29 protein-coding genes are annotated in these 25,721 nt (G+C 69.0%); 14 read left to right on the top strand and 15 right to left on the bottom strand.

Going from position 1 to position 25,721, the window contains the following annotated elements; genetic code table 11:
• Positions 1 to 6: 6 nt before the first annotated feature.
• Positions 7 to 498 carry a transcription elongation factor GreA gene (gene greA, locus P0Y48_06010; protein ID WEK14747.1) on the bottom strand — a complete coding sequence of 164 codons (492 nt, stop codon included), beginning with the start codon at positions 496 to 498 and terminating at the stop codon, positions 7 to 9.
• A gap of 81 nt (positions 499 to 579) precedes the next feature.
• Positions 580 to 981: a DUF4307 domain-containing protein gene (locus P0Y48_06005; protein WEK14746.1), complete on the bottom strand. Its 402-nt coding sequence runs from the start codon at positions 979 to 981 to the stop codon at positions 580 to 582.
• A gap of 66 nt (positions 982 to 1,047) precedes the next feature.
• Here P0Y48_06005 and P0Y48_06000 point away from each other — a divergent pair, with 66 nt between their 5' ends.
• Complete coding sequence (locus P0Y48_06000; GenBank protein WEK14745.1) at positions 1,048 to 1,359, top strand: hypothetical protein; 312 nt, start codon at positions 1,048 to 1,050, stop codon at positions 1,357 to 1,359.
• Here P0Y48_06000 and P0Y48_05995 read toward each other — a convergent pair.
• Positions 1,331 to 2,035: a hemolysin III family protein gene (locus P0Y48_05995; protein WEK15021.1), complete on the bottom strand. Its 705-nt coding sequence runs from the start codon at positions 2,033 to 2,035 to the stop codon at positions 1,331 to 1,333. The genes P0Y48_06000 and P0Y48_05995 overlap by 29 nt on opposite strands.
• Positions 2,036 to 2,136: 101 nt before the next feature.
• Here P0Y48_05995 and P0Y48_05990 point away from each other — a divergent pair, with 101 nt between their 5' ends.
• From P0Y48_05990 to P0Y48_05980, 3 genes are all read left to right on the top strand, one after another.
• Positions 2,137 to 2,922: an isoprenyl transferase gene (locus tag P0Y48_05990; GenBank protein WEK14744.1), complete on the top strand. Its 786-nt coding sequence runs from the start codon at positions 2,137 to 2,139 to the stop codon at positions 2,920 to 2,922.
• 44 nt (positions 2,923 to 2,966) lie between these two features.
• On the top strand, positions 2,967 to 4,103 hold the full coding sequence (locus tag P0Y48_05985; protein ID WEK14743.1) for an aminotransferase class V-fold PLP-dependent enzyme: 1,137 nt from the start codon (positions 2,967 to 2,969) through the stop codon (positions 4,101 to 4,103).
• Positions 4,104 to 4,268: 165 nt separating this feature from the next.
• The gene (locus P0Y48_05980; GenBank protein WEK14742.1) at positions 4,269 to 5,624 is read left to right on the top strand and encodes a PhoH family protein; all 1,356 of its coding nucleotides are present in this window, start codon (positions 4,269 to 4,271) and stop codon (positions 5,622 to 5,624) included.
• 85 nt (positions 5,625 to 5,709) lie between these two features.
• Here P0Y48_05980 and P0Y48_05975 read toward each other — a convergent pair whose 3' ends face one another.
• From P0Y48_05975 to xseA, 8 genes are read right to left on the bottom strand one after another with little or no spacing between them, the layout of a single operon-like run.
• Entirely contained in the window at positions 5,710 to 6,588 is an 879-nt protein-coding gene (locus tag P0Y48_05975; GenBank protein WEK14741.1) for a metal-dependent hydrolase, read from the bottom strand.
• Between the two features lie 4 nt (positions 6,589 to 6,592).
• A complete protein-coding gene (locus P0Y48_05970; protein ID WEK14740.1) occupies positions 6,593 to 7,246 on the bottom strand; it encodes a response regulator transcription factor in 654 nt (217 codons plus the stop codon).
• Positions 7,243 to 8,220, bottom strand: coding sequence for a HAMP domain-containing sensor histidine kinase (locus tag P0Y48_05965; protein ID WEK14739.1), 978 nt, complete (start codon positions 8,218 to 8,220; stop codon positions 7,243 to 7,245). The genes P0Y48_05970 and P0Y48_05965 overlap by 4 nt, the downstream gene beginning before the upstream one ends.
• A 10-nt stretch (positions 8,221 to 8,230) precedes the next feature.
• A complete protein-coding gene (locus tag P0Y48_05960) occupies positions 8,231 to 9,625 on the bottom strand; it encodes a class II fumarate hydratase (GenBank protein WEK15020.1) in 1,395 nt (464 codons plus the stop codon).
• Positions 9,626 to 9,675: 50 nt separating this feature from the next.
• Positions 9,676 to 10,275 (bottom strand): carbonic anhydrase, encoded by a 600-nt coding sequence (locus P0Y48_05955; protein WEK15019.1) that lies wholly within the window; start codon positions 10,273 to 10,275, stop codon positions 9,676 to 9,678.
• A 38-nt stretch (positions 10,276 to 10,313) separates the two neighbouring features.
• Positions 10,314 to 10,931 (bottom strand): DUF4245 family protein, encoded by a 618-nt coding sequence (locus P0Y48_05950; protein ID WEK14738.1) that lies wholly within the window; start codon positions 10,929 to 10,931, stop codon positions 10,314 to 10,316.
• Positions 10,931 to 11,152 carry an exodeoxyribonuclease VII small subunit gene (locus tag P0Y48_05945; GenBank protein ID WEK14737.1) on the bottom strand — a complete coding sequence of 74 codons (222 nt, stop codon included), beginning with the start codon at positions 11,150 to 11,152 and terminating at the stop codon, positions 10,931 to 10,933. The genes P0Y48_05950 and P0Y48_05945 overlap by 1 nt, the downstream gene beginning before the upstream one ends.
• Positions 11,149 to 12,480 carry an exodeoxyribonuclease VII large subunit gene (xseA, locus tag P0Y48_05940; GenBank protein ID WEK14736.1) on the bottom strand — a complete coding sequence of 444 codons (1,332 nt, stop codon included), beginning with the start codon at positions 12,478 to 12,480 and terminating at the stop codon, positions 11,149 to 11,151. Before xseA ends, P0Y48_05945 begins: the two co-directional genes overlap by 4 nt.
• Positions 12,481 to 12,539: 59 nt before the next feature.
• On the opposite strand from xseA, the gene P0Y48_05935 reads away from it, so the two are divergent.
• From P0Y48_05935 to P0Y48_05925, 3 genes are all read left to right on the top strand, one after another.
• Positions 12,540 to 13,601 (top strand): 4-hydroxy-3-methylbut-2-enyl diphosphate reductase, encoded by a 1,062-nt coding sequence (locus tag P0Y48_05935; protein WEK14735.1) that lies wholly within the window; start codon positions 12,540 to 12,542, stop codon positions 13,599 to 13,601.
• Positions 13,598 to 14,140, top strand: coding sequence for a DUF6264 family protein (locus tag P0Y48_05930; protein WEK14734.1), 543 nt, complete (start codon positions 13,598 to 13,600; stop codon positions 14,138 to 14,140). The genes P0Y48_05935 and P0Y48_05930 overlap by 4 nt, the downstream gene beginning before the upstream one ends.
• 133 nt (positions 14,141 to 14,273) lie before the next feature.
• Positions 14,274 to 16,316: a peptidoglycan DD-metalloendopeptidase family protein gene (locus tag P0Y48_05925; GenBank protein WEK14733.1), complete on the top strand. Its 2,043-nt coding sequence runs from the start codon at positions 14,274 to 14,276 to the stop codon at positions 16,314 to 16,316.
• A gap of 109 nt (positions 16,317 to 16,425) precedes the next feature.
• On the opposite strand, the gene fbaA is transcribed toward P0Y48_05925, so the two are convergent.
• Positions 16,426 to 17,454 carry a class II fructose-bisphosphate aldolase gene (gene fbaA, locus P0Y48_05920; protein WEK14732.1) on the bottom strand — a complete coding sequence of 343 codons (1,029 nt, stop codon included), beginning with the start codon at positions 17,452 to 17,454 and terminating at the stop codon, positions 16,426 to 16,428.
• Between the two features lie 199 nt (positions 17,455 to 17,653).
• Between fbaA and glpX the strand changes: the two genes are divergently transcribed.
• Both glpX and P0Y48_05910 read left to right on the top strand, forming a co-directional pair.
• Positions 17,654 to 18,643, top strand: coding sequence for a class II fructose-bisphosphatase (glpX, locus tag P0Y48_05915; protein ID WEK14731.1), 990 nt, complete (start codon positions 17,654 to 17,656; stop codon positions 18,641 to 18,643).
• A 128-nt stretch (positions 18,644 to 18,771) separates the two neighbouring features.
• Entirely contained in the window at positions 18,772 to 18,963 is a 192-nt protein-coding gene (locus tag P0Y48_05910; protein WEK14730.1) for a UDP-N-acetylmuramyl pentapeptide phosphotransferase, read from the top strand.
• An 18-nt stretch (positions 18,964 to 18,981) separates the two neighbouring features.
• Here the strand turns inward: P0Y48_05910 and P0Y48_05905 are convergent, their stop codons facing one another.
• Positions 18,982 to 20,244, bottom strand: coding sequence for a DNA recombination protein RmuC (locus P0Y48_05905; protein ID WEK14729.1), 1,263 nt, complete (start codon positions 20,242 to 20,244; stop codon positions 18,982 to 18,984).
• 46 nt (positions 20,245 to 20,290) lie between these two features.
• Positions 20,291 to 20,893, bottom strand: coding sequence for an exonuclease domain-containing protein (locus P0Y48_05900; protein WEK14728.1), 603 nt, complete (start codon positions 20,891 to 20,893; stop codon positions 20,291 to 20,293).
• An 81-nt stretch (positions 20,894 to 20,974) separates the two neighbouring features.
• Between P0Y48_05900 and P0Y48_05895 the strand changes: the two genes are divergently transcribed.
• The 5 genes from P0Y48_05895 (at position 20,975) to P0Y48_05875 (ending at position 24,877) form a co-directional block, all read left to right on the top strand.
• The gene (locus P0Y48_05895) at positions 20,975 to 21,721 is read left to right on the top strand and encodes a class I SAM-dependent methyltransferase (protein ID WEK14727.1); all 747 of its coding nucleotides are present in this window, start codon (positions 20,975 to 20,977) and stop codon (positions 21,719 to 21,721) included.
• A 1-nt stretch (position 21,722) separates the two neighbouring features.
• On the top strand, positions 21,723 to 22,334 hold the full coding sequence (locus tag P0Y48_05890; GenBank protein WEK14726.1) for a dihydrofolate reductase family protein: 612 nt from the start codon (positions 21,723 to 21,725) through the stop codon (positions 22,332 to 22,334).
• A gap of 80 nt (positions 22,335 to 22,414) precedes the next feature.
• Positions 22,415 to 23,155, top strand: coding sequence for a hypothetical protein (locus P0Y48_05885; GenBank protein ID WEK14725.1), 741 nt, complete (start codon positions 22,415 to 22,417; stop codon positions 23,153 to 23,155).
• Positions 23,156 to 23,213: 58 nt separating this feature from the next.
• Positions 23,214 to 24,287: a redox-regulated ATPase YchF gene (gene ychF, locus P0Y48_05880; GenBank protein WEK14724.1), complete on the top strand. Its 1,074-nt coding sequence runs from the start codon at positions 23,214 to 23,216 to the stop codon at positions 24,285 to 24,287.
• Between the two features lie 86 nt (positions 24,288 to 24,373).
• Positions 24,374 to 24,877 (top strand): AAA family ATPase, encoded by a 504-nt coding sequence (locus P0Y48_05875; protein WEK14723.1) that lies wholly within the window; start codon positions 24,374 to 24,376, stop codon positions 24,875 to 24,877.
• A gap of 263 nt (positions 24,878 to 25,140) precedes the next feature.
• On the opposite strand, the gene P0Y48_05870 is transcribed toward P0Y48_05875, so the two are convergent.
• Positions 25,141 to 25,689, bottom strand: a complete 549-nt coding sequence (locus P0Y48_05870) for a type 1 glutamine amidotransferase (GenBank protein WEK14722.1) — start codon at positions 25,687 to 25,689, stop codon at positions 25,141 to 25,143.
• Positions 25,690 to 25,721 lie beyond the last annotated feature (32 nt).

Genomic DNA, 25,721 nt, shown 5'->3' with positions numbered 1-25,721 from the left:
CCCGGCTCACTGACCCGCGTAGGTCTCGACCTTCACGACCTCGACGGCGATCTCACGGCCGTTCGGCGCGGTGTACGAGGTCTTCTCGCCCTCACGGAGGCCGAGGATCGCGGCACCCAGCGGAGAAGCTTCGCTGTAGACGTCGAGCTCGGAGTTTGCGGCGATCTCCCGGTTCCCGAGAAGGAAGATCTCTTCGCCGCCCGCGACGATCGCGGTGACGACCGTGCCGGACTGCACGGTGCCGTCGGACTCCGGCGCCTCGCCCACCTGCGCGTCCTTCAGGAGGTGCTGGAGTGTGCGGATGCGCGCCTCCTGCTTGCCCTGCTCGTCCTTTGCGGCGTGGTAGCCGCCGTTCTCCTTGAGGTCGCCCTCTTCGCGGGCGGCCTCGATGCGCTTGGCGATCTCCTCGCGTCCCGTCGTGGAGAGGTGCTCGAGCTCGGCGACGAGCCGGTCGTAGGCGTCTTGGGTGAGGAAGGTCACGGTGCTGTCGCTGGACACGTCGACTCCTTGGTGGTCGTGTTCGGTGGTAAACCGAACGCCCCGGCGAACGTGCCGGGGCGTGAAAGGTGTCGGATCAGACTACGGGATCCAGCAGGAGGTCACCAAACCGGTGGTGGCCAGCGCCGTCGTGGGGATCGTCTCGCTGAAGCGCCGTGCGTGAGCCGGGTCGGCGGGATACTCGACGATTCGCCAGCCGACGATCCCGTGTTCGGTGTCCTGCGCCTCCAGCGCGCAGGCGACGGGCTCTCCGGCGCGCAGTGTCACCTGGAAGTCCACGGTGATGCCGTGCGCGTCGACGGAGTGGAAGCCCGTGGTGTCGACATCGACGGAATCCATGGTGCGCGCAACGGTCGTCCAGCCGAAGTACCCGATCACGACGGCCGCCAGCACACCGCCTACGATCCAGCGTGTCCGGCGGACTCGCGACGACACGCGCCCGTACCGATCGTCGAGCAGGGCGGTGGTTTCGGGGGAGGTCATCTCGGCATCCGTGACGTTCTAGGCTGGACTTCCAGGCTATGCGCTCTGCGCGCGGAACGAGGACAGATGCAGCCGCTCACGTGGATAGCGACCAACACTCCGTTCGTGCCGTCGCCGTCGCCGTCCGTGAACCCCGACACCGTGACACCGGGTGTGGCGGGCTTCATCGCGATCGCCGTCATCGCGCTGGCCGTGGTCTTCTTGCTGATCGACATGATCCGCCGCATCCGCCGGGGCCGGTACCGTGCGGAGATCGCGGAGCAGCTCGACGCCGAAGAGGCCGAAGAGGCCGCCGCCCGCGCCGCGGAGGAGGCTGCCGCTGTCGACGGTGACGCGGCCGGCGACGACGTCACCCCGGAAGGCCCAGCGAAGGGCTGAAAGGCTCCAGCGCGATCAACAGGCACGCCGTCCAGTGGCAGAGGAACGCCAGGACCGTGCAGACGTGGAAGATCTCGTGGAACCCGAAGTGGCCCGGCCACGGATTGGGACGCTTGAGCGCGTAGACGATCGCGCCGCCGGTGTACAGGAGGCCGCCGACGATGACGAGCACCATCATCGCGGCGTTGGCGTTCAGCAGGTCGACGAGGTACATCACCGCCGCCCATCCGAGCAGCAGGTAGAGCGCGACGTAGAGCCAGCGCGGCGCGTGGATCCAGAAGACGCGGAACAGGATGCCGACCAGCGCTCCCGACCACACCAGGATCAGCAGCAGCGTGCCCTTGTCCGGAACGAGCGCGAGCACGGCGAGCGGCGTGTACGTGCCCGCGATCAGCAACAGGATGTTGGCGTGGTCGATCCGTTTCAGGACGGCTTTGGTCTTCGGCCCCCAGTCGAAGCGGTGGTACAGCGCCGAGTTACCGAACAGGAGGAGGGACGTCGCCATGAAGACGGCGCTGGCCCACTTCGCGGTAGCGCCCTCGGCCACGACGATCAGCACGATCCCGGCAGCGATCGCAACGGGGAACGTGGCCGCGTGGATCCAGCCCCGCCAGGTCGGCTTCAACTCGACGTGGGCACTCGCGGAGGCCGCGTCGATCAGAGGGAGCTGGGGCATCTCGGCCCCGTCATCGGTGGCGGTCACGCTTCCGAGCCTACGCCGCGCGGTATGCCGCGTCTCACATACGGGACAGAGGTTGCGAGCGGTAGCGTAGAGCCGTGACGGCGAACCGCGCGGGTGAGGGCAAAGGGCTGCTCTACCGTCTCTACAGTTCGCGTCTTCGACGCCGACTCACGCCGCAGACGGTGCCGCACCATGTTGCGATGATGATCGACGGCAACCGGCGGTGGGCACGCCAGGCCGGGTACGCGACGGTCGCGCACGGCCACCGTGCGGGTGCCGCCAAGATGCGGGAGTTCCTTCGCTGGTGCGACGACCTCGGCATCCGGGTCGTGTCGCTCTATCTGCTGTCGACCGACAATCTCTCCAAACGTGACTCGGAGGAGCTCGCCGACCTCATCGAGATCATCGCCGAGCTGGCCGACGCGATCTCTCACGAACCCGACTGGCGCGTCCAGCACGTGGGCCGCGCCGAGATGCTGCCCGCGGATCTGGCACGCGCGCTGCGCACCGCGGAGGAACGAACGGCCGGCAATACGGGTCTGCACGTCAACCTCGCGGTCGCGTACGGCGGTCGCAGCGAGATCGTGGATGCCGTCCGCCGCATCATCGGCAAGCATCAGGAACGCGGCGGTTCTCTCGAGGAGCTCGCGGCGAGTCTCACCCCCGAGCAGATCGGCGAGCACCTGTACACGGGCGGCCAGGCCGATCCTGACCTCGTCATCCGGACATCGGGGGAGCAGCGGCTCAGCGACTTCCTCCTGTGGCAGTCGGCGCATTCGGAGTTCTACTTCGTGGAGGCGCTCGGACCCGACCTGCGCGAGGTCGACTTCCTCCGGGCGATCCGCGACTTCGCGTCGCGAGATCGCAGATTCGGCAGCTGACCCGGCCGACAGTGCAGCTTCATCCTCCGTGACAGACTGGAGGGGTGATCGAGTTGGAGTCGTACCTCGAGACGTTCGACGAGGAGCCGGGGTATCTCGACTGGGCCGCGTTCGGGCCGCTGTCGCCGGCGGTGCAGGCAGAAGCGGCCGCCGATGCGGAGCTCCTCGCCACGGGACGTCGATCGGGCATCGGTCTCGTGGCCGGCCGCGTCGACGAGGCGCGGACGCTCGTAGCCGAACTCCTCGATGCGCCGGTAGAGGAGGTCACCCTCCAGCCGTCCACCTCGGTCGGCCTTCTGCACGCCTTCTTCGGACTCACCGGCGATGTCCTCGTCTCACCCGCAGAGTTTCCCGCGCTGACAGTGGCGGCGCGCCGCGCGCAGGACGCCCTCGGGACGCTCCGGGTGCGCGATCTGCCCGCGGACTTCGTCACCCCGGGGAGCGTGCGTGACGCACTCACCGACGAGGTGACCGCCGTCGCGCTCAGCCTCGTCGACTACCGCACGGGGCACGTGGCCGACCTCACCGCGATCCGCGACGTCATCGGCGACCGCCTGCTCATCGTCGACGCGATTCAGGGGTTCGGGGTCACGGAAGCCGACTACGCGGCAGCCGACGTCGTCTGCGGGCACGGGTACAAGTGGCTGCGCGCCGGGCGAGGGACCGGGTTCGCCCGATTCTCGGCTCGGGCACGCGAGCGGATCGCTCCCGTGCTGTCGGGCATCTCCGGCTCGGACGACGACATCGGAGCCCCGGGAACGCCGGTGCCGGCGGCGGGTTCCGGTGCCTACGAGATCTCCCGCGCCGATCCGCTCGCGGCATCCCGGCTCGCGGCCGCCCTGCGCGAGATCCGTGACGTCGGCGTCGCGAACATCGCCGCGACCGTGCGCGACCGGGCGCGCCACATGATGGCGCTCGCAGACCGCTACGGTGTGCCGGTACTCACCCCGCGGGACAGTCACGCGGGGATCGTCTCCCTCGTCCCCGACGGGCCGGATGGCAGCGCGCTCGCTGCGGCGCTGGCCAATCACGGGGTGACGGCGACAGCGCGTGGCGGGATCGTCCGCGTGAGCGCGCACGCGGGCACCGTCGCCGATACGCTGCGGCTCTTCGGCGACGCGTTGGCCGATGTCGCAGGGCATCGCCTGATGCCGTCCGCCCTCGCGGTCGTGGAGAGTTAACGCACCGGACACATCGCGCGGCGTGTCGCGGACCGTGCGCGACACGGCGGCGACGTACGGTCATCACATCGGGCAAGGCGCCCGTTCGAGTCGGCCATCCACGACTCGTGGCCCCTGGTCGACTCGTGACAGCCGGGTGAACACCACCCGGGGCGGGAGTGGGTTGTGACCACACGAGCACCAGAGCAGCAGCGCCGCGTCAGCACCGGCGGGAGCACCGCCGCCGAACAGGATCTGAGGACCTACATCCTCGACACTTCGGTTCTTCTGAGCGACCCGCGTGCGTTCTTCCGATTCGCAGAACACTCCGTCGTCGTCCCCGTGGTGGTCATCACGGAACTCGAGGGCAAGCGTCACGATCCGGAGCTCGGCTACTTCGCCCGCCAGGCGCTCCGGCACCTCGACGAGTTGCGCATCGAGCACGGCCGACTCGACTTCCCCGTCGCGGTGGGAGACGGCGGAACACTGCGTGTCGAGCTGACCAACACCGACCCGACGATCCTCCCGGCCGGCATGCGCCTGGGCGACAACGACACCCGTATCCTCGCGGTCGCGATGCACCTCGCGCAGGAGGGTCACGAGGTGACCGTCGTCTCGAAGGACCTTCCGATGCGCGTCAAGGCCGCCTCCCTCGGCATCTACGCCGAGGAGTACCTGGCCGAGCAGGCTATCGACTCCGGCTGGACCGGCATCGCGTCGATCGACGTGTCGGGAGACGATGTCAGCGACCTCTACGAGAGCGAAGTGGCCCTCAGTGAGGACGTGCGCGGGCTTCCCGTCAACACAGGCCTCGTCATCCACTCCGAGCGAGGCTCTGCGCTGGGTCGCGTGACCGGCGACGGCGAGTTCCGACTCGTGCGCGGGGACCGAGACGTGTTCGGGTTGCACGGCCGTTCGGCCGAGCAGCGCATCGCCATCGACCTCCTGCTCGACCCCGAGGTCGGAATCGTGTCGCTCGGCGGGCGAGCCGGCACCGGCAAGTCGGCGCTCGCGCTGTGCGCCGGCCTCGAGTCCGTCCTCGAGCGGCAGCAGCAGAAGAAGATCATCGTGTTCCGGCCGCTGTTCGCCGTCGGCGGCCAGGAGCTGGGCTATCTCCCCGGGGACCAGTCCGAGAAGATGAACCCCTGGGGTCAGGCCGTCTTCGACACCCTCGGTTCGGTCGTCTCGGGCAACGTGCTCGAGGAGGTCGTCGAGCGCGGGATGCTCGAGGTGCTGCCCCTCACGCACATCCGTGGCCGGTCCCTTCATGACGCCTTCGTGATCGTCGACGAGGCCCAGTCGCTCGAACGCAACGTGCTGCTGACGGTTCTCAGCCGCATGGGGCAGAACTCCCGCGTGGTCCTCACCCACGACGTCGGACAGCGCGACAACCTCCGCGTCGGACGCCACGACGGGGTGGCGAGCGTCATCGAGACGCTCAAGGGACACGATCTCTTCGGTCACGTGACCCTCATGCGTTCGGAGCGTTCGGCGATCGCCGCTCTCGTCACCGACCTCCTGGAACAGGGCGAACTCAGCTGACCCATGCGACGGCCCGGCGGCATCGGTGAAGACCGACGCCGCCGGGCCGTCGCTCGCGCCGAGGACGTCGTTCGTGCCGACGGTCTCAGTGCGAGTCGCGAAGGGTGACCCGGGTGACCATCTCGAGTTCCAGGCCGCCCTCGACCTCGCTCGTGCGGAGCTCCACGGCGACAGCCTCGATCTCCGCGAGAGACGCGAGGTGCGTGCCCCCGCACGGAATGGACACGTCGCCGTCGGGGAGCGCACACACCCAGGTGCGGCGCGCGGACAGGTGGTCAGCCGCACGATCGATGCGCACGGCGCCGCCGTGTCCGATCCAGGCCGCCAACTGCGCATCGACCTCCGCGGCGATCGGTGCGAGGTCCGCGAGCACGCTCGGGTCGAATCCCTTCCGGCGCAGCGACTTGCCGATCCGGTAGGCGTCCACCGAGCCGCCCGTCACGATGCGGGAGCGCTGGATGGCCAGCTGATCGAACGCGGGCGCCCCTCGTGCGTCGAGCGGTGGCGACTTCGTCCACGCTCCCGCCAGGGCGGAATCCAGCGCGAGGGATGCCAGATGGCATCCGGTGTGCCCGGCCGACAGCGCCAGGCGGTGGGCGGCGTCGACCTCGACCGTGACCGCACGGCCGATCTCGGGCGCGTCGCCCTCGACGACGTGGGCGACGACGAACGTCCAGCCCTCCGTTCCGCCGCGGACGGGCAGGTGGGCGCCGACATGGAGCGCCTCGTCATGGATGCCGCCCGTGAGGCCGTCGAGTACGGGCCAGACGTCGTCGCCGTCGCGGAGGACACCACGGTCGGTGGGCTGATCCGGCCATGCCGTGTCGACGGGATGGAACGCGGTGCGATCGAGGAGGACGGCGGAACGTCCGCCGCCGAGGGGCTGGACGTGGACCACGGTGCCGGTCGACGTCGTGGCTCCATCGGGATACGTCACGAGGGTGTCGTGTCGGGGAAGCGCCACCGGTTCAATCCCAGCGGTAGCCCTCGCCACGCACGGTGACGATGTTGTCGGGCCCCAGCTTGGCGCGCAGGTAGCGCACGTACACGTCGACGACATTGGAGCCCGGATCGAAGTCCATGCCCCACACGCGGCTCAGCAGCACCTCGCGCGTGAGCACCTCGCCCGGATGCCGGAGGAACTGCTCCGCGAGCGCGAACTCCCGGGCCGACAGGTCGACCTCGCGGTCGGCGACCGTCACGCGGCGGGCGAGGACGTCGAGAGACACGTCGCCCCGCGTCAGCAGCACCGGAGCCGTCGAGGACTCCCGCAAGCGCGAACGCACACGGGCGAGGAGCTCGGCGACCGCGAAGGGCTTCGCCACGTAGTCGCTCGCCCCGGCATCCAGGCCCTCGATCGTGTCGCTCGTGCCGCTGCGCGCTGTCAGCATGATCACGGGTATCGCGCTGCCGCGGGCGCGCAGGTGCCGCAGCACCTCGAAGCCGTCCATGGAGGGCAGTCCCACGTCGAGGACGACGAGGGCGATGTCGGGCTCGAGAGCGCGTTCCAAAGCCTCCGCACCGTCTTCCGCGACGACGGTCTCGTAGCCGTCGGCGTGCAGACTGCGCGTGACGAGGGAGACGATGTGGGGTTCGTCATCGACGACGAGGATGCGTGTCATCCGGTGGCCTCTCGTTGCATCAGGACATCGCCGGCGCGCACCGGCGAGGGAACAGCGGCCTTGGTGCCGACCGGGATCTCCAGGGTGAACGTCGCGCCGCCCCCGGGCGTGTCGGCGATCGCGCAGTGACCGCGGTGCGCCTTCGCGATCGCGTCGACGATCGCGAGGCCCAGGCCCGAACCTCCGACCGAGCGCTTGCCCGTTCCACGATCGAAGCGACGGAAGATGCGGTGGCGAAGGGCAGGAGGGATGCCGGGGCCGTGATCGCGCACCCACAGCTGCACGCCGCCCGCGTGGACGGCGCTGCCCACCTCGATCGCACTTCCGGCCGGCGTGTACTTCGCGGCGTTGTCGGCCAACTGCAGCCAGGCCTGGAGGAGCCGGTCGCCATCGCCGCGGATCACGGCATCCGCGCTCTGCTCTACGCTCCACGCGTGGTCGGGGATGACCGTCACGAGCTCGCCGACGCGCTGCGTGAGCTGGGCGAGGTCGACCTCGGACATCGTGAACTTGTCGGTCTCCACGGCGGCGAGCAGGTCGATGTCGCCGATGAGCCGCGTCATCCGGTCGAGTTCGGCCATGCCGAGGTCGCGGATCGCTGCGGCATCGGTCGGATCGTTGGGGTCCATCACCTCGAGATGGCCCCGGACGATCGTGATCGGGGTCTTCAGCTCGTGCCTCACGTCGTCCAGCAGCCGGCGCTGCGCTTCGTAGGCCGTCTCGTCGCGGTCGCTCGAGAGATGCTCGGCGGGGACGGTCGGGAGGATCGTCCAGCCCACGATGCCGATCACGACAAGCGTCGCGACGGAGACCGTCGCGTAGACGGGGATGGCCGCCCAGGGGAGAGGTTGAGCGGTGACCACGTGAACGAGCACGACGCCGAGCGCGGCCAGGGCGAAACCGGCCGCGACGACGGCGACCAAGAGTCCGAGGGTGCGCGTACGCCGGGAGTGCACGCTAGTCGCCCGATTCACTCTCCGATTATCAACCCGCGTGGGTCATCGACAGGAGATCGAGTTTCTCGTCGAGCTGCGCTTCGGTCAGCTCGCCGCGCTCCACGTACCCCAGGTCGATGACGGCCTCGCGCACCGTGATGCCCTTGGCGACGGAGTGCTTGGCGATCTTCGCCGCCGCCTCGTAGCCGATGAGCTTGTTCAGCGGTGTCACGATCGACGGCGACATGCCGGCGTAGGCGGCCGCGCGCTCGGTGTTGGCCTGCAGGCCGTCGATCGTCTTGTCGGCCAGCACGCGCATCGCGTTCGACAGCAGGCGAATCGATTCCAGCAGAGCCGTTCCCATGACCGGGATCGCCACGTTGAGCTCGAACGAACCGGAAGCGCCCGCCCACGCGACCGTCGCGTCGTTTCCGATGACCCGCGCGGACACCATGAGCGTGGCCTCGGGGACGACGGGGTTGACCTTCCCCGGCATGATCGAGGACCCCGGTTGGAGATCGGGAATGTGGAGCTCGGCGAGGCCGGTGTTGGGGCCGGAGCCCATCCAGCGGATGTCGTTGTTGATCTTGGTGAGCGACACCGCGATGGTCCGCAGGGCCCCGGATGCCTCGACGAGGCCGTCGCGGTTGGCCTGGGCCTCGAAGTGGTCCTTGGCCTCGGTGATGGGAAGCTCGGTCTCGGCCTGGAGCAGTGCGATGACCTTCTGCGGGAAGCCCAGCGGCGTGTTGATGCCCGTGCCCACGGCCGTGCCGCCGAGCGGCACCTCGCCCACGCGGGGGAGGACGGCCTGCACCCGCTCGATGCCGAGACGCATCTGACGGGCGTACCCGCCGAACTCCTGGCCGAGGGTGACAGGCGTGGCGTCCATCAGGTGGGTCCGACCCGACTTGACGGCATCCTTCCAGAGCTCCGCCTTGGCTTCCAGGGCGACCGCGAGGTGGTCGAGGGCGGGGATGAGGTCGTCGATGAGCGCCTGCGTGACCGCGATGTGCACCGAGGTCGGGAAGACGTCGTTGGACGACTGCGACGCATTGACGTGGTCGTTGGGGTGCACGGGCGCGCCGAGGTGACGCGTCGCGAGAGTGGCGAGCACCTCGTTCATGTTCATGTTCGACGACGTGCCCGAGCCGGTCTGATACGTGTCGACGGGGAACTCGCCGTCGTGCCGCCCCGTGATGACCTCATCAGCGGCCCAGGCGATTGCCTCGGCGATCGCGCCGTCGAGCGTGCCCAGCTCCTTGTTCGCCAGTGCCGCAGCCTTCTTGATGCGGGCGAGCGCGGCGATCTGCGTCGACTCCAGTCCGCTCCCCGAGATCGGGAAGTTCTCGACGGCACGCTGCGTCTGCGCGGCGTACAGCGCGTGTTTCGGCACGCGGACCTCGCCCATCGTGTCGTGCTCGATGCGGTACTCGGTGTCGGTCATGTCGGTCACGTCCTCGTTTCCTGTGGCTGTCGCTGAGTTGTCGGTGAAGGTCAGTCGTCGAGTCCGACGCTGACCTGCGGCACGGCGGTTCCCTCGCCGAGTCGATAGTTGGCCCCGACGATCGCGAGCCGCCCCTCGGCCACGGCGTCGGCGATGAGGCGGGAGGACGCCAGGAGCTCGTCGACCGTGCCGCGCAGGTGCTCGGCGCCGACGGCCTCGGCATCCACCGTCTCCGCCGTCGCGTCGGGCGCGGTGCGCAGGACGCGCTTCACGGCCGGGACGATCTTGGCGATGAGTCGCCAGATGTGCGGCGGCAGTTCCGGGGCGTCGAGTGCGGTGGAGTCGATGGCGGCGCGGACGGCCCCGCACTGGTCGTGAGCGAGCACGATGATGAGGGAGACGTCGAGCACCGCGACGGCGTACTCGATGCTGGCGATCGCCGAGTCGGACACGACCTGGCCGGCGTTACGGACGACGAACAGATCACCGAGGCCCTTGTCGAAGATGATCTCGGCCGCGAGGCGCGAATCGGAGCAGCCGAAGAGCACGGCGCGCGGCTTCTGGGCGCTCTCGAGCTCGTGACGCCGCTCGACGTCCTGGCGGGGGTGACGCGGCTCGCCGGCGACGAAGCGCGCGTTGCCGCGGCGCATCTCGTCCCAGACGGTCGTCGGAGTGGGTCGTTCGTCGCTCACGGTGTCTCCTCCCGAAGGGTGCGGATCTGGTCGGCCAGCCCGGCGGCGGCCGTTTCGGCGGTCTCTGCCGACATCGAGCCGTAGACGGCCACCGTGTCGGCACCGGCATCCGTCACGAGCGCGTAGCGGATGCCCGCGTCGCCCGGGAGGTCGTAGACGTCCCAGGTGATGCCGTCGACGGTCGTGGTGCCCGTCGGCGCGTAACCGCCGAGCAGTGTCGTCGGCCAGTCTTCGGCCGCGTCGAAGCCCTGCGCGATGCGCACGAATCCCTTCGGCGGCGCGTAGACGACCGTCCAGGCGCCGTCCTCGACGCGTGCGGCGTTCGCGCGCCAGGATGCCGGGACCTCCGGCTCGACGACGGGGCGGTCTCGTTCGCTCGCCACGACGGAGGCCGCGGCGGCGACGTCGACGGGTTCGGGCGCGGGCGGGTTGCCCCGCGGAACGCCGAAGTACACGACGGCGACGACGGCGACCGTGACGATGAGCGCCGCGATCAGATTGCGGAACGTCTGGCTCGACCGGTAGACACGCGAGGACTCCGCCTTGCGGGCGGCCGTCTCATCGGGGGTCTCGGGGCGACCCAGCTCGGCGACGATCCGAGGACCGGATGCCATCACGACTCCGTGTCGGCGGAGCGGGCCGCATCGAGGCGCCGCTTGGCGCCCAGCAGCCACTCCTCGCACCGCGCCGCGAGCGCCTCGCCCCGCGTCCAGAGGGTCAGAGAGTCTTCGAGCGTGGGAGCGCCCTGTTCGAGCTCGGCGACGACTCGAACCAGCTCGTCGCGCGCCTGTTCGAACGACAGGTTCGCGACATCGGTGGCGCTGTCGCTCGTCATGATTCCATCCTACGGTCCTGCGCGGGCGTCGCCGAGGCACCGTCAGCCCGCTCGGTGCCGGGGTCGGCGGCGAGCTCGCCGTCGGAGTGCGTCGTGAACGATCCGCGGGCGACCGTGACGACGACCTCGGTGCCGGCGGGCGCCTGCGCCGCGTCACGCACGATCACTCCCTCGCCGACGTGAGCGATGGCGTAGCCCCGGGCCAGGGTCGCGCCCGGCGAGAGCGCGCGAAGGCCCGCGCGCAACTCGGCGGTGGCGGTGGCGGCGGCATCCATCCGGCGGCGTACGAGTTCCCGCCCGCGCGACTGGAGGGTCCAGACCTCCTGCGCCCTGCCGGTCAGAAGCGACTCGGGGTCGCGCAGCACCGGACGTGAGCGGAGTTGCTCGAGCTGGGCGACGTCGTGGGAGACGCGCTGGGTGAGCCGGGTGCGGGCGCGGCTGCGCAGCTGCTGCACGAGGGCGCGCTGCTCGGCGACGTCGGGCACCACCTTCTTCGCGGCGTCGGTAGGGGTGGACGCGCGGAGATCGGCGACGTCGTCGAGGAGGGGGTGGTCGTTCTCGTGCCCGATAGCGGAGACGACCGGAGTCGCCGCGCCCGCCACGGCGCGCAGCAGGCGCTCGTCACTGAAGCCCAAGAGCGTCTGGGGGTCACCGCCACCGCGCGCGATGACGATGACGTCGACGTCGGGATCGGCGTCGAGCACCTTCAGTGCAGCGATGGTCTCGGGCACGCAGCGGTCGCCCTGCACGGCTGCATGGATCGTCCGGAACCGCACCTGCGGCCAGCGGAGCTCCGCGTTGCGGTGGACGTCCTTCTCGGCGTCGCTGCGCTCCCCGGTGATCAGGCCGATCACGTGAGGCAGGAACGGTACCGCGCTCTTGCGCGCCGCGTCGAACAGTCCCTCTGCCCGCAGCTGAGCACGCAGGCGTTCGAGTCGCTCCAGCTGGTCGCCGAGGCCCGTGTGACGCATCGAGGAGACGGTGAAGGTGAAGTCGCCGCTCTTGACGAAGTAGTCGGGCTTCACGCACGCGACGACGCGATCGCCGACCTTCATCTGCTCGGGCAGGCGCTGAAGCGTCGAAGACCAGAGTCGGAACGAGATGGCGGCGTCGCCGGAGGCATCCTTCAATCGACCGAAGACGTGACCGCCCCGTACGTTCCAGGAGGTCACCTCGCCCTCCACCCAGACCGAGTTCCATCGCTGCACGAAGTCGCGGATGGTCTCGTTCAGCCGGGAAACGGACGTCGGGACCTGCGCCGAGGAGTCCCGCGGGTGCACCGAATCGGGCGGCGGTGTCTGGCCCTCGGCCGGCTCGAACGACGTCACATACTCTCCTTCGGCGGGCGCTCAGGCCGCTGCCATCCAGCGCCTCGTAGAATCGGAGGGTGAGTGCCTCCGTCGTCCCCCTGCCCCTGCCCCGCATACCGGGGCCGCGTGGGCGGCTCCAGGATAACCCGGTGTCCGGACAGAAGCGGGTGCTCCTGGCATCCCCGCGCGGCTACTGCGCCGGTGTCGACCGCGCCGTGATCGCTGTGGAGAAGGCGCTGGAGCGCTACGGCGCCCCCGTGTACGTGCGCAAGCAGATCGTGCACAACATCCACGTCGTGACCGAGCTCGAGGCGCAGGGGGCGATCTTCGTCGAGGAGGTCGACGAAGTCCCCGAAGGCGCGAACGTCGTCTTCAGCGCGCACGGCGTCTCGCCCGCGGTGGTCTCGGCCGCGGCGGATCGCGGACTTCACGCGATCGATGCGACGTGCCCCCTCGTGACCAAGGTGCACCGCGAGGCCGTGCGCTTCGCTCGCAGCGACCACGAGATCCTCCTCATCGGCCACGAAGGACACGAAGAGGTCGAAGGCACGGCGGGGGAGGCCCCCGACCACGTCACGGTCGTCAACTCTCCCGAGGAGGCCGATACGGTCGTCGTGAAGGACCCCTCACGCGTCGTCTGGCTGTCGCAGACCACGCTCTCGGTCGACGAGACCATGGAGACCGTGCGCCGGCTCCGCGAGCGCTTCCCGCAGCTGCAGGACCCGCCCTCCGACGACATCTGCTACGCCACGCAGAATCGCCAGGTCGCCATCAAGAAGGTCGCGAAGGATGCCGACCTGGTCATCGTGGTGGGTTCGGCGAACTCGTCCAACAGCGTGCGTCTCGTGGAGGTCGCCCTCGAGTACGGGGCCAAGGCCGCGTATCGCGTCGACTACGCGCACGAGATCGAGCAGTCCTGGCTCGACGACGTCGAGACTGTCGGGGTGACCTCGGGCGCGTCGGTGCCGGAGGTGCTCGTCCAGGAGGTGCTCTCCGAGCTGGCCGGCGCGGGTTACCGCGACGTCGAGCAGGTGCGCACCGCCGAGGAAGACCTCATGTTCTCGTTGCCCAAGGAGCTGCGCCAGGATGCCAGCGGGCGTCGCGACGATCGTGCCCTCGGCGGTCGGTCGAGCTCGTGACAGGGGAGCCTCGCCCGGCCCCGCAGTACGGCGAGTACGCGACGCCGGAGGAGCAGCAGGAGATCATCCGACGTTCGGGCGGCGCACCCGTCTCACCCCTCGCGCCGACGCCTGAGCCGGTCGCGACGCCCACGGCATCCGGTTCTGCCGTGCCGGACGCTGCCGCCCCGACCCGACGCCGGGACCGCTTCATCACGGTCGCACTCCTCGCGTACGGTCTGTTCACCGTGGTGACGACCATCCCGCAGCTCATCGACTACTCCTCGTTCGCCGACATGTGGCTGCAGATGGCGGGGATCGACGCGTCGTTCACCGCGACCGCCGAGGGGCGCGCGTGGGGCACCGCGGCGGCGCTCATCTTCGCGGCGGGCTGGATCGCCTCCGCCCTGCTCTCGTGGTGGGCCATCGTGCGAGGCGCCCTGTCCTGGTGGATTCCGCTCGCCGGCGCCGTCGTGACTTTCACCCTCGTGAGCCTCTGCCTGAGTGTTCCCCTGCTGAGTGACCCCGCGGTCATGGAGGGCGTGCTCCGAGCCGGCTGATACCGGCTGCTCTCCGACGCGACCTGAAATCACATTCGTCTCGGCACGTCACTTCAGTCACACCAGTCACATCTGGTACCGTGACGCTGCGCCTGCGGCGCGCGCCCCGACACCCCCCGGGAGGGAGCCAGTGATGCCACGTGCCCTCCCTCGGCGTGCCGTGGCGGTGCTGACCGGGTTCGCCCTGGTGCTCGCCGGCGCGGTCGCCGTCTCGCCCGCAACCGCGGCCCCACGACCGCAGAGTGCGGTGAGCCCGTCGCCGACCGCGACCGCCACCCCGACTCCGACACCCACTCCCGCGCCGTCGAAGTCGTTCACGTCGGTAGGGAAGCCCACCGTCTCGGGTTCACCGACGGTCGGCCGCACGCTCACCGCAGCGCCCGGCAGTTGGGCGCCCACACCCTCATCCGTCCGCTACCAGTGGCTCCGTGCCGGTGTCGCGATCACCGGGGCGACCTCGGTCACCTACGTGGCGACGAGCGATGACATCGATCAAGACGTGGCGGTGCGCGTGACCGCGACGCGGTCGGGATACACGACCACCCGGGCCACGAGCTCCGCAGTCACCGTGCTGCGAGCCTTCTCATCGGCGCCGACCCCTTCCATCAGCGGGACGATCGCCGTGGGGCGGACCGTCACGGCCGCCCATGAGTCGTGGGCACCCACGCCGACGACCCTCTCCTATCAGTGGTACCGCGGCAGCAGCGCCATCGCCGGAGCGACCAGCCGCACCTACAAGCTGACGACCACGGACGCCGGCGCCTCCGTCTCGGTCAGAGTCACGGCGGGCAAAGCCGGCTATACGACGACCAGGAGGACGAGCCCGGCGGTGAAGGTGCCGCGTGTGCTCACCGTTCCGTCTCGGGTGGCTATCAGCGGAACCCCCACCGTCGGCTCCACCTTGACGGCGTCTCCGGGAACCTGGGGACCGTCGCCGGTGACCCTGCGTTACCAGTGGCTGCGCGACGGGGTCGCGATCACGGGCGCGACCGCCAAGACCCGCACCCTCGTCACGGCCGACGCGGGCCATGAGATCTCCGTCCGCGTGTCGGGGTCGAAGTCCGGGTACACATCGGTCAATCGGACCAGCGCCGCCGTGGATGCCAAGTACGGCTTCACGTCGGCGCCGACCCCGACGGTGAGCGGAAGCGTCGCGGCCGGACGCACACTCACCGCCGTCACCGGCACATGGGCTCCGACTCCCCAGCTCGCCTACCAGTGGCGCGTCGACGGCGCGGTCGTGGCGGGCGCCACCGCGGCGACGTGGAAGGTGCCGGAGTGGGCAGCCGGGCGGACGATCACCGTCACCGTCACCGCGACCCGTAGCGGCTACCTGACCGTCACTCGCACGTCGCCGAAGCGCACGGCATCCTGGTCCCTCGGATCGACCCTCCGACCCGGAGTGCCGATGCGCACCGGCACGTACTTGGCCTCACCGAACGGTGTCTACCGGTTCACGGTGCAGGGCGACGGCAACGTCGTGCTCAGCAAGAACGGTGTGCCCCAGCGCACGACCCGGACGACAGGAACGATCGACTCGATCCTCCTCCTCCGCGAAGACGGCGCCCTCGGCGTGTACTCGTCGGGGAGGACGACGCCGGAGTGGAGCGCGGGTACTGCCGGATACGCGGTGGTCGCTCTGACGCTCGACAACTCGGGTGCGCTGCGGCTCGTCGAAGTCGACGGCGTCTCCACCTGGACCGGCAAGAAGCTCGCCGCATTCTCCGACACGTCGGCGGCGACTGCCAGCGTGCCGGGCAAGTACGGTTGGGCGTTCCCCATCCGTCCGTCGGCGAGTATGACGACCTACTCGGGGCACAGCGGCGACGACTTCGCCGCGCGCACCGGCACGCCGGTGTATGCCATGCGCGGCGGCAAGGTGACCGTGCAGGAGATCTGGATCACGTCGGGCTGCCCGTCGTGGGCGCCCAACAATACGCGCCAGAAGCAGGTGCTCGTGGAGACGAAGATCGACGGCACCAGCTTCGTGCTCACCTACGCCCACCTGAGTGCGTTCTCCGTGAAGAACGGACAGACGGTGAAGGCCGGCCAGAAGATCGGCGAGGTCGGGTCCACGGGCTGCTCCACGGGGCCGCACCTGCACCTGGCGATGAAGGTCGACGGGGTCGCGAAGCTGCTCTACCCGCGCGACGTGCTGCTCGGCGCGACGTACTGACCCGGGTTCCCCGCCGGGCGCTCGGGCGGAGCTCCGCACGAACGGCGCTCGCGCAACAGCACGGCGCCCCGTGTCGTCGCGGGGACGAGACGGGGCGCCGTGGTGAAGCTCAGGACTGCGACTTGCCGTGGGAACCGAGCTGCCTGGTCGCCTCGACCACGCGGGCGGCCATCGCCGACTCGGCGACCTTGCCCCAGGCGCGCGGGTCGTAGGCCTTCTTGTTGCCCACCTCGCCGTCGACCTTCAGCACGCCGTCGTAGTTCTGGAACATGAAGCCCGCCACCGAGCGGGTGAACGCGTACTGCGTATCGGTGTCGATGTTCATCTTCACGACGCCGTTGGCGACCGCGAGGGCGATCTCCTCGTCGGTCGAGCCCGAGCCGCCGTGGAAGACGAGGTCGAGGGGCTTGGGCCCGGTGCCGAACTGCGACGCGATGCCTTCCTGGATCTCGCCGAGGAGTTCGGGGCGGAGCTTGACGTTGCCCGGCTTGTAGACACCGTGGACGTTGCCGAAGGTGAGCGCGGCGATCCAACGGCCCTGGTCGCCCAGTCCGAGAGCCTCGACGGCCTTCGCCACGTCGGCGGTCGTCGTGTACAGCGCGTCGTTGGAGCCTTCGTGCTTGACACCGTCCTCCTCGCCGCCGACGACGCCGATCTCCACCTCGAGGATGGCGTTGATCGCCTTGATGCGGGGGAGGAGCTCCTTGGCGATGTCGATGTTCTCGTCGAGCGGTACGGCCGAGCCGTCCCACATGTGCGACTGGAAGATGGGCTGTCCGCCGTCGGCGACGACCGCCTCGGAGGCCGCGATCAGGGGGAGCACGAAGTCTTCGAGCGCGGGCTTCGGGCAGTGGTCGGTGTGGAGCGCGACCGTGATGGGGTAGCTCTTGGCGACCTCGTGCACGTACGCGGCGAAAGCGAGTGCGCCGGTCGCGCGAGCCTTGACCGTGTGTCCTGCGAAGTAGTCGGCACCTCCCGTGGTGACCTGGAGGATGCCGTCGGAACCGGCTTCGGTGAGACCTTGCAGGACGGCGTTGACCGACTGCGAGCTGGCGGCGTTGATCGCCGGGTAGGCGAATCCACCGGCCTTCGCGCGATCCAGCATTTCTGCGTACTGCTCAGGGGTGGCGACGGGCATGACAGCTCCTAGCGATGTGTCTGTGCGGCGGTGATTCCATCGGCCACTTTATCGAAGCGCGGGGGGAGGCGTACGGTCGGTGACCGGGAAAAGGCGTGCGGCCACTGAGCCCTTCCCCTGTGACAAGAATCGCGTTTCCTTCGCTCTGAGAAGCGCGAAAGTCACGGCGGTGCCCGGCGTCCGCGCGTAGTCTGGCGGAATGGTGAGTCTGACCGCGGATATGAGCCCGCTGCATCCCGATCGCAACTTGGCCCTCGAGCTCGTCCGCGCCACCGAGGCGGCGGCGATTCGCTCGGTGCCCTTCATCGGACGCGGCCAGAAGGAGCTCGCCGACGGGGCTGCCGTCGATGCGATGCGTGCTTTCCTCTCGACAGTGAACTTCGACGGCGTCATCGTCATCGGGGAGGGAGAGAAGGACAACGCTCCCATGCTGTTCAACGGCGAGCACGTGGGAACGGGGCGCGGGCCGCAGTGTGACATCGCGGTCGATCCCATCGACGGCACGACGCTGACGGCGGAGGGGCGCAACAACGCACTGTCCGTGCTCGCCGTCGCCGACCGCGGCGCGATGCTCGACGCGTCGTCGGTGTTCTACATGGACAAGATCGTCACTGGTCCTGCCGGTGTCGGCGTCGTCGACATTCGGCTGCCCGTCGCCGAGAACATCCGCCGCCTCGCGGCGGCGCTCGGCAAGCCGGTCGACGAACTCGTCGTGTCGGTGCTCAACCGGCCTCGCCACGCCCGGCTGATCGAGGAGATCCGTGAGGCGGGGGCGGGGACGCGCCTCATGAGCGACGGCGATGTTGCCGGCGGCATCAACGCGGCGCGCCACAACGCCCGTACGGACATGTGCATCGGTATCGGCGGCAGTCCCGAGGGCATCGTGACCGCCTGCGCCATCAAGGCGCTGGGTGGGCACATCCAGGGCCGCCTGTGGCCGCGCGACGACGAGGAGAAGCAGCGCGGGCTCGACGCGGGCCTCAAGGTCGACGATCACGTGTACGAGGCCGACGACATGGTGAAGGGCAAGAACACCATTTTCGTCGCCACCGGCGTCACCAACGGTGAGCTCGTCGCCGGTGTCCGACGAGACGGCGACTTCATCTACACCGAGTCGGTCGTGCTGCGCGGTGCATCCGGAACACTTCGACGGATCTCGTCGGAGCACCTGACGTCCAAGTGGCTGTGAACGGGCGGGCGTGACCTGATCGAGACGGTCTTCTGCGTGGCGACACCTTCGAGGTGTGACCGCATCTGGCAGAATGGACCGCGGTGTCACCGGCGACACGTCGCCGTCTACACAGCCCAGGAGTCGTGATGTCCGCAGCAACGAACAGTCCGAAGACCGGACAGATCGCGGTTCCCATCGACCCTGCACGTCGGCCCGACGTGCTTCTCCGGCGTCGTGCGCCCGAGGGGCATCAGGTGAGCGCCTGGTGGATGATCGGCGCCTTCGTCGCCGTGTCGCTCGCTGTCGTCAGCGCGATGAGCCTCCTTCCTGGCGGCTGACTCTTCCGTTCGCCGTGGTCATAGTCGATCTCGGAGGTCTCCGACGTCGGCACCGAGCTCCGGGCTGAGGAACTCTGTCGCCGTGAGCGGACGCGGTGCACTCTCGATGGCCTGGGGAGGAGCAACCGCGTCGAGCTTCGTCTCGTCGATACCGGGAAACCGCCGCGCGCTGACGAGCACACGCGATTCCAGTGCGCCGGCGAAGCGGTTGTAGCTCGCGACCGTGCGCTCGATCGCCCGCCGAAGGTCGTCGGTGTGCCGGGCGAGCCCTCCGAGGCGGTGATACAGCTCGTTCCCCAACTCGAACAGCGTGCGCGCCTCGTCGGATACGTCTTGCTGTGTCCAGGTGTAGGCGACCGTCTTCAGTACCGCCCACAGGTTCACAGGTGACGCGAGAGCCACCCGCCGCCCGAACGCATAGTCCAGCAGTGAGGGGTCTTCCTCGAGCGCCGCAGCCAGCAGGGACTCGCTCGGGATGAAACACACCACGAACTCGGGACTGGCGCTCAGCCCGGCCCAGTAGGACTTCTTCGCCAACGCATCGACGTGCGCACGCACGGCCTTGACGTGCCGCTCCAGGAGCAGCTTGCGCCGCGCTCCCTCCTCGCCCGTCGCCGTCACCGGGATGGCGCTGGCCTCGAGATAGGCGTCGAGCGGCACCTTCGCGTCCACGGCGAGAGCCTTGTCTCCCGGCAGACGGACGACGAGATCCGGCCGGCCGGCCCCGGCATCCGACACGACGGAGGCCTGTGTGTCGAAGTCGACATAGCGCGTGAGGCCCGCCGATTCCACGATCCGCCGCAACTGCGTCTCGCCCCACACGCCGCGAGCAGAGTTGGAGCGGAGGGCGCCCGCGAGCGCTTCGGTCGTCGAACGCAACGACTCGCTCTGCGTGTGCGCGTGGCGCAACTGCTCGGCGATCGTGCCGTACTGCTGGCGCCGGTCGCGCTCCAGTTCGTCGACCTTCGCCTGCATCGCCTGCAACGAGTCCTGCACGGGTGCCAGCGCGCGGAGGACCTGTTGCTCGCGTCGCTCACGCTCGTCGCGGATCGCCTGGTCGTTGCGCGCCTGCGCGGCCATCTCCCGCGTCAACATGCGCTGCTGTTCCAGCTGGGCGGCAAGCGCGGCGCCCTCGGCCTCCGCAGCGGCCAGTCTCGCTCCGAGCGCCGCTCGCGCAGCCGACCCTCTCTCCGCGGCGCGCGCGGCACCCGCGAACCAGCCGGCGAGCAGCCCGGCGACCAGACACGCGACAGCGGTCGTGGTAACGAGAACGAGATCCATGCCGTCAGGATGCCGGTGGCCACCGACATCGGCCGGTCCCGGGCGCTCAGGCGACGGCGACCGCCTCGACGACGGGGGCGGGCAGCGGTACCTGCGGGATGCGTAGCCCCAGCAGCATGGCGAGCTCGACGGCATCCTGAGCGCCGTGGCGGGCTGCCGCATCGATGACGATGTGCGCGCACGCCAGCGCGTCGGCGGAGGCGTCGTGATGAGCGAAGTCCAGATGCCCGACCGCGGCGGCTACTACGGGGAGCCGGTACGACTCCAGGTCGTAGGTCTTGCGGGCGACCTGCAGGCTGCACAGGTATCGATACGACGGGTAGGCATCGCCGGTCACCTCGCAGGCCCTGCGTAGCACCGTCATGTCGAACCCGGCGTTGTGTGCGACGAGGATGTCGTCTCCCGCGAACGCGAAGAGATCGGCGAGCTGCGCCGACCAGCCGGCCGCGTGTGCCACGTCGTCCTCGCGGATGCCGTGGATGCCGACGTTGAGCTCGAAGAACCGGTCGTGACCCGCGGGTGGGCGGATCAGCCATCCCGCCGTGGCGACGACCTTGCCATCGCGGACGCGGGCGAGGCCGACGGCGCACGCGGACGCGCTCGAGGAGTTCGCCGTTTCGAAGTCGATCGCGGTGAAGTCCAGGGGCACGTCCTCAGACTCACCCGGAGGGTGGTGACGGTTGGGGAGGCGCGCCGCACACCGGCGAAGGCGCGGGCGTAGGGTCGGACCATGGTCGATGCGCAGAAGCTCTCCCGATCGTTCGGTCGCGCGGCCGCCGTATACGAAGCCGGCCGCCCGGGTTACCCCGAGGAAGCGGTGAGGTGGCTGCTGGAGCCCGTGTCGCGTACCGCGCGCGTACGCGTCGCGGACGTCGGTGCCGGTACGGGAAAGCTGACGCACACGCTTCTGGCCGTGGGCGCCGAGACGGTGGCCGTCGATCCCGATCCCGACATGCTGAGGGCCCTCCATGCGACCCTTCCCGCGGTTCCGACGTTCGTCGGCACGGCGGAGGAGCTGCCGTTGCCAACCGCCGCCCTCGACGCCGTCGTCCTCGGCCAGGCCTGGCACTGGGTCGATCCCGCATCGGCATCCGCGGATTCAGCGCGCGTACTGCGCCCCGGTGGTGTTCTCGGACTCGTGTGGAACCTCCGTGACGAGTCCGTGCCGTGGGTCGCCCGACTCACGAGCGCGATGAAGGGCAGCCACGCCGAAACGATGCTCGGGGGGGACGGCCCCGACGTGCGGGCGCCGTTCGGGGCGCTCGTCGAGAAGCGCTGGGCCTCGGAACGCCCGGTCACGCGCGAGACGCTCACCGCGATGGTCCACTCTCGCAGTTACGTCATCACCGCCGAAGCCGTCGAGCGCGCCCGGATCGAGGAGGAGACCGCCGCACTCTTCGACGAGATCGGCGCAGTGGGGGATGCCGAGGTGAATCTGCCCTACATCACTCGCGCCTATCGAACAGTGAGGCCTTGACATGCGCACCCTGACGGTCTGCAACTTCACCACGGTCGACGGCGTCTACGAGGACGACGCCCACGACATCGGCTCGTTGTTCGAACATTGGCACCCCGACTATCACGGCAGCGACACGTTCGACTTCCTCAACACCGAGCTGCTCCACGCATCCGGCACCCTGCTCCTCGCGGGCAAGCGCTCCTTCCTCGGCCAGGTCGCGTACTGGTCGAGCGTGCGCGGGAACCCGGATGCCACGGCGATACGCCGCGCGTTCGCGGAGCGTTTCTTAGAGATCGACAAGGTCGTCGTGTCCGACACTCTCCAGGAGAGCGACCTCGTGGATGCTCCCCGCACGCGGATCGTTCCCCTCGCGGACAGCCGCGAGGTCGTTCGCGAGCTCAAGGCGCAGCGCGGCGACGGTATCCTGGTCATCGCGGGGAGGCTTCTGTGGAACGACCTCATGCACGCGGGTCTCGTGGACGAGCTCATCCTCGTCACCTTCCCGCTCATCGGTGGTCGCGGTGTGCGGCTGTTCGACGAGCGACCGCCGGTCGCCCTCAAACTTCTCGCCACGCGGGTCTGGGAGGAATCCGGGCACGTGATGATGCGCTGGCGCGTCGACCCGGCATGACGGGGTGTGCGGAGTCACGATTGAATGACGACCGACTGCGCTGACGTCGTGGCGGTCTCCGACTCTGGAACGCTGGCAACATGCCTGCCACTCGACGCCGCAATCTTGTCTTCGCGCTGATCGCCGCCGGCGTACTCGTCGTCGCCGGGGCGGTTGCGCTCGTGCTGGCGCTATCTCAGAGCGCGCCTACGACGGTACCGACGCCCACGGCATCCGCGACCACGGCGACCGTGGCGCCTTCCGAGTCGTCGACCCCGACACCGACCCCGACCGTCACCGCCGAGGCTGGTGGCGAACTCGCTCTGGGTGCGGAGGGCTTCGAGCTCACCGCCGACGGCGAGACGGTCTCCTTCCGCTGGGCGGACGATCCGACCGAGGCCGTCGCTGCGCTCACCACGGCCATCGGCAGCGAGCCCGTCGAAGGTCTGCAAGAGGGCGATGGCTCGCACTTCCCCGACTACACCGTGTGGTCGTGGCCAGGGCTCGAATTCGGGAGCATGGTCGAGACGCCCGACGGTAAGCCCCGCTCGGAGTACAACGCTCCGGCGTGGGTGAGGTTCTCGGCCAACGAGGTGGGGGGCGTCGACGTGATCGCCGAATTCGACCTCGCCATCGGAATGAGCGTCGATGAGGTGCGGGCGGCCGGTCCCGACGAAGAATTCGCGTCGCCCTACGAGGACGGGCCGCGGTTCATCTTCGCCGACGACCGCTCTTTCACCTCGGAAGACGACCCGCAGCCTCAACAGGTCAGTGTCATCGTCGACGCAGACGACGACGACGGAGTCGTCACGATCGCGTACCAGTACGCCTCAAAGCTCTGAGGACCCGTCGCCGCGGGACGAGAAGGCGGGCTCGGCGGGACACGTAGACTGACATCCCGTGGCTCTTACCATCGGAATCGTCGGTCTCCCCAACGTCGGCAAGTCGACGCTCTTCAACGCACTGACCAAGAATCAGGTTCTCGCGGCGAACTATCCCTTCGCGACGATCGAACCGAACGTCGGTGTCGTGAACCTCCCCGACCCGCGTCTGCACACGCTCGCGGAGATCTTCCACTCTGAGCGCATCCTCCCGGCCGCGGTGTCGTTCGTCGACATCGCCGGAATCGTCCGCGGCGCCAGCGAAGGCGAAGGACTCGGCAACAAGTTCCTCGCCAACATCCGCGAGGCGGACGCGATCGCCCAGGTCGTCCGCGGCTTCGCGGACGGCGACGTCGTCCACGTCGACGGCAAGGTCGATCCCGCCTCCGACATGGAGACGATCAACGCCGAGCTGCAGCTCGCCGACCTCGAGACGCTCGAGAAGGCGATCACCCGCTACGAGAAGGAGGTGCGGGGCAAGAAGCTCGATCCCGCCGTCCTCTCGACCGCCGAGGCCGCCCGCGACGCCCTCCAGCGCGGGGAGCTGCTCTCGGCATCCGCCATCGACCTCTCGCCCATCAAGGAGCTCGGCCTGCTGACGGCCAAGCCGTTCATCTTCGTCTTCAACGTCGACGAGGCCGTGCTCACCGATGCGGCGCGGAAGGCGGAGCTCGAGGCGCTCGTCGCCCCCGCCAAGGCCGTCTTCCTCGACGCGAAGATCGAGTCCGAACTCATCGATCTCGATCCCGAGGATGCCGCGGAGCTCCTCGCCTCGACCGGTCAGGAGGAGTCGGGTCTCGACCAGCTCGCCCGCATCGGGTTCGACACGCTCGGGCTGCAGACCTACCTCACGGCAGGGCCCAAGGAGGCCCGGGCGTGGACGATCGGCAAGGGGTGGAAGGCGCCTCAGGCGGCCGGTGTGATCCACACCGACTTCGAGAAGGGCTTCATCAAGGCCGAGGTGATCTCCTTCGCCGACCTCGTCGCCACCGGCTCCGTCATCGAGGCCCGCGCGAAGGGCAAGGCCCGCCTCGAAGGCAAGGACTACGTCATGCAGGACGGCGACGTCGTGGAGTTCCGCTTCAACAACTGACCCCGACCCCGGTCGTTGAGCGAGCGAAGCGAGACGAAACGCGTCAACCTAGGCTGGATTCCAGACACGGCCTGGAGGCGGAAGCTTTGACCATCACGGACGATGCCGGATTGGCTCGCATGAGCGGTCAGCTTGTCGTGATCTCCGGCCTTCCCGGTGTCGGAAAGACCAGCGTCGCGGAGATCGCCGCTGCACTCGTGGGCGCAGTACACCTGTCCATCGACGTAGTGGAGGAATCGATGCTCGCTTGTGGACTACCGGCGAGTTGGCGAGTCGGTGTCGCTGCCTACGAGGCGAGTCGCGCGATTGCGGAGTTGAACCTGCGGCTCGGTCGCAACGTCGTGGTCGATGCGGTCAACGACAGTGAAGAGGCTCGGCAGACCTGGCGGACCGCGGCCTCGCGCACCGGCGCACGGCTCGTCTTCGTGCACCTTGTGATCACGGACGCGAGAACACACGAGCAGCGGCTCCGCGACAGGGATCGCGGTCTCACTCATGTCGGCGAACCCACCTGGGCGGACGTTGAGCGGCGTCGTGCCGATTACGCGGCGTGGTCCGATGAGGCCTTGGAGTTGGACACGACAGCATGAACGGCGGATGAGGTAGCAGACGCGCTCGTATCCTGGCTCACTGCGAAGTAGGGAACGGACAGAGCCACCCGGTGTCATGCCTATCCGTGAGGTAACCCGGTGGAGTTCCGCTTCAACAACTGATCTCAGTCGCGGCGATGCACTCACCGGCGCACGCGGTGACGTGAACAGGGCGAATGGCCGCGTGGGCGTCTCGACGCAGGCTGCGGAGCCCGATTCCCCTGTTCACGTCACCGGATTCTCCCGTCACCGGCTTCGTCGCGTCAGGTGGTCTGCTCGGAGTGCGTGCCCTCGGCGATCTCCTCGACCACCTTCGCGTTGAACGCCGGCAGATCGTCGGGCGTGCGGCTCGAGACGAGCCCGGCGTCCACGACGACCTCTTCGTCGACCCACGTGGCGCCCGCATTGCGCAGATCGGTCTGCAGGCTGGGGTAACTCGTCAGCGTGCGGCCGTCGAGCACGTCGGCCTCGGCGAGGATCCAGGCCGCATGGCAGATCGCTGCGACGGGCTTGTGCTGTGCGAAGAAGTCACGCGTGAAGTCCACCGCGGCCGTGTCCATACGCAGGTGGTCGGCATTGACGACGCCACCCGGAAGGACCAGGGCGTCGAAGTCGGAGGCGTCGACGGCATCCGTCGTGGCGTCGACCGACTGCTCGTGCCCGTTCTTGCCCGTGATGGCCTCCGACGACGGTGCGATCATGACGGCCGTCGCGCCGGCCTCCGTCACCGCGCGCCAGGGCGAAGTGAGCTCGCTGTCTTCGAATCCGTCGGTCGCGAGGAACGCGATCTTCTTTCCTGTGAGAGTTGCCATGATGTGAGGCTACGGACCGGCGATACAGACAC

Origin of the sequence: Candidatus Microbacterium phytovorans (assembly GCA_029202445.1) — a bacterium.
Taxonomy (GTDB): domain Bacteria; phylum Actinomycetota; class Actinomycetes; order Actinomycetales; family Microbacteriaceae; genus Microbacterium; species Microbacterium phytovorans.
The sequence above is the reverse complement of the archived record's forward strand: the minus strand, read 5'-3'. Positions and strand labels throughout refer to the sequence as shown.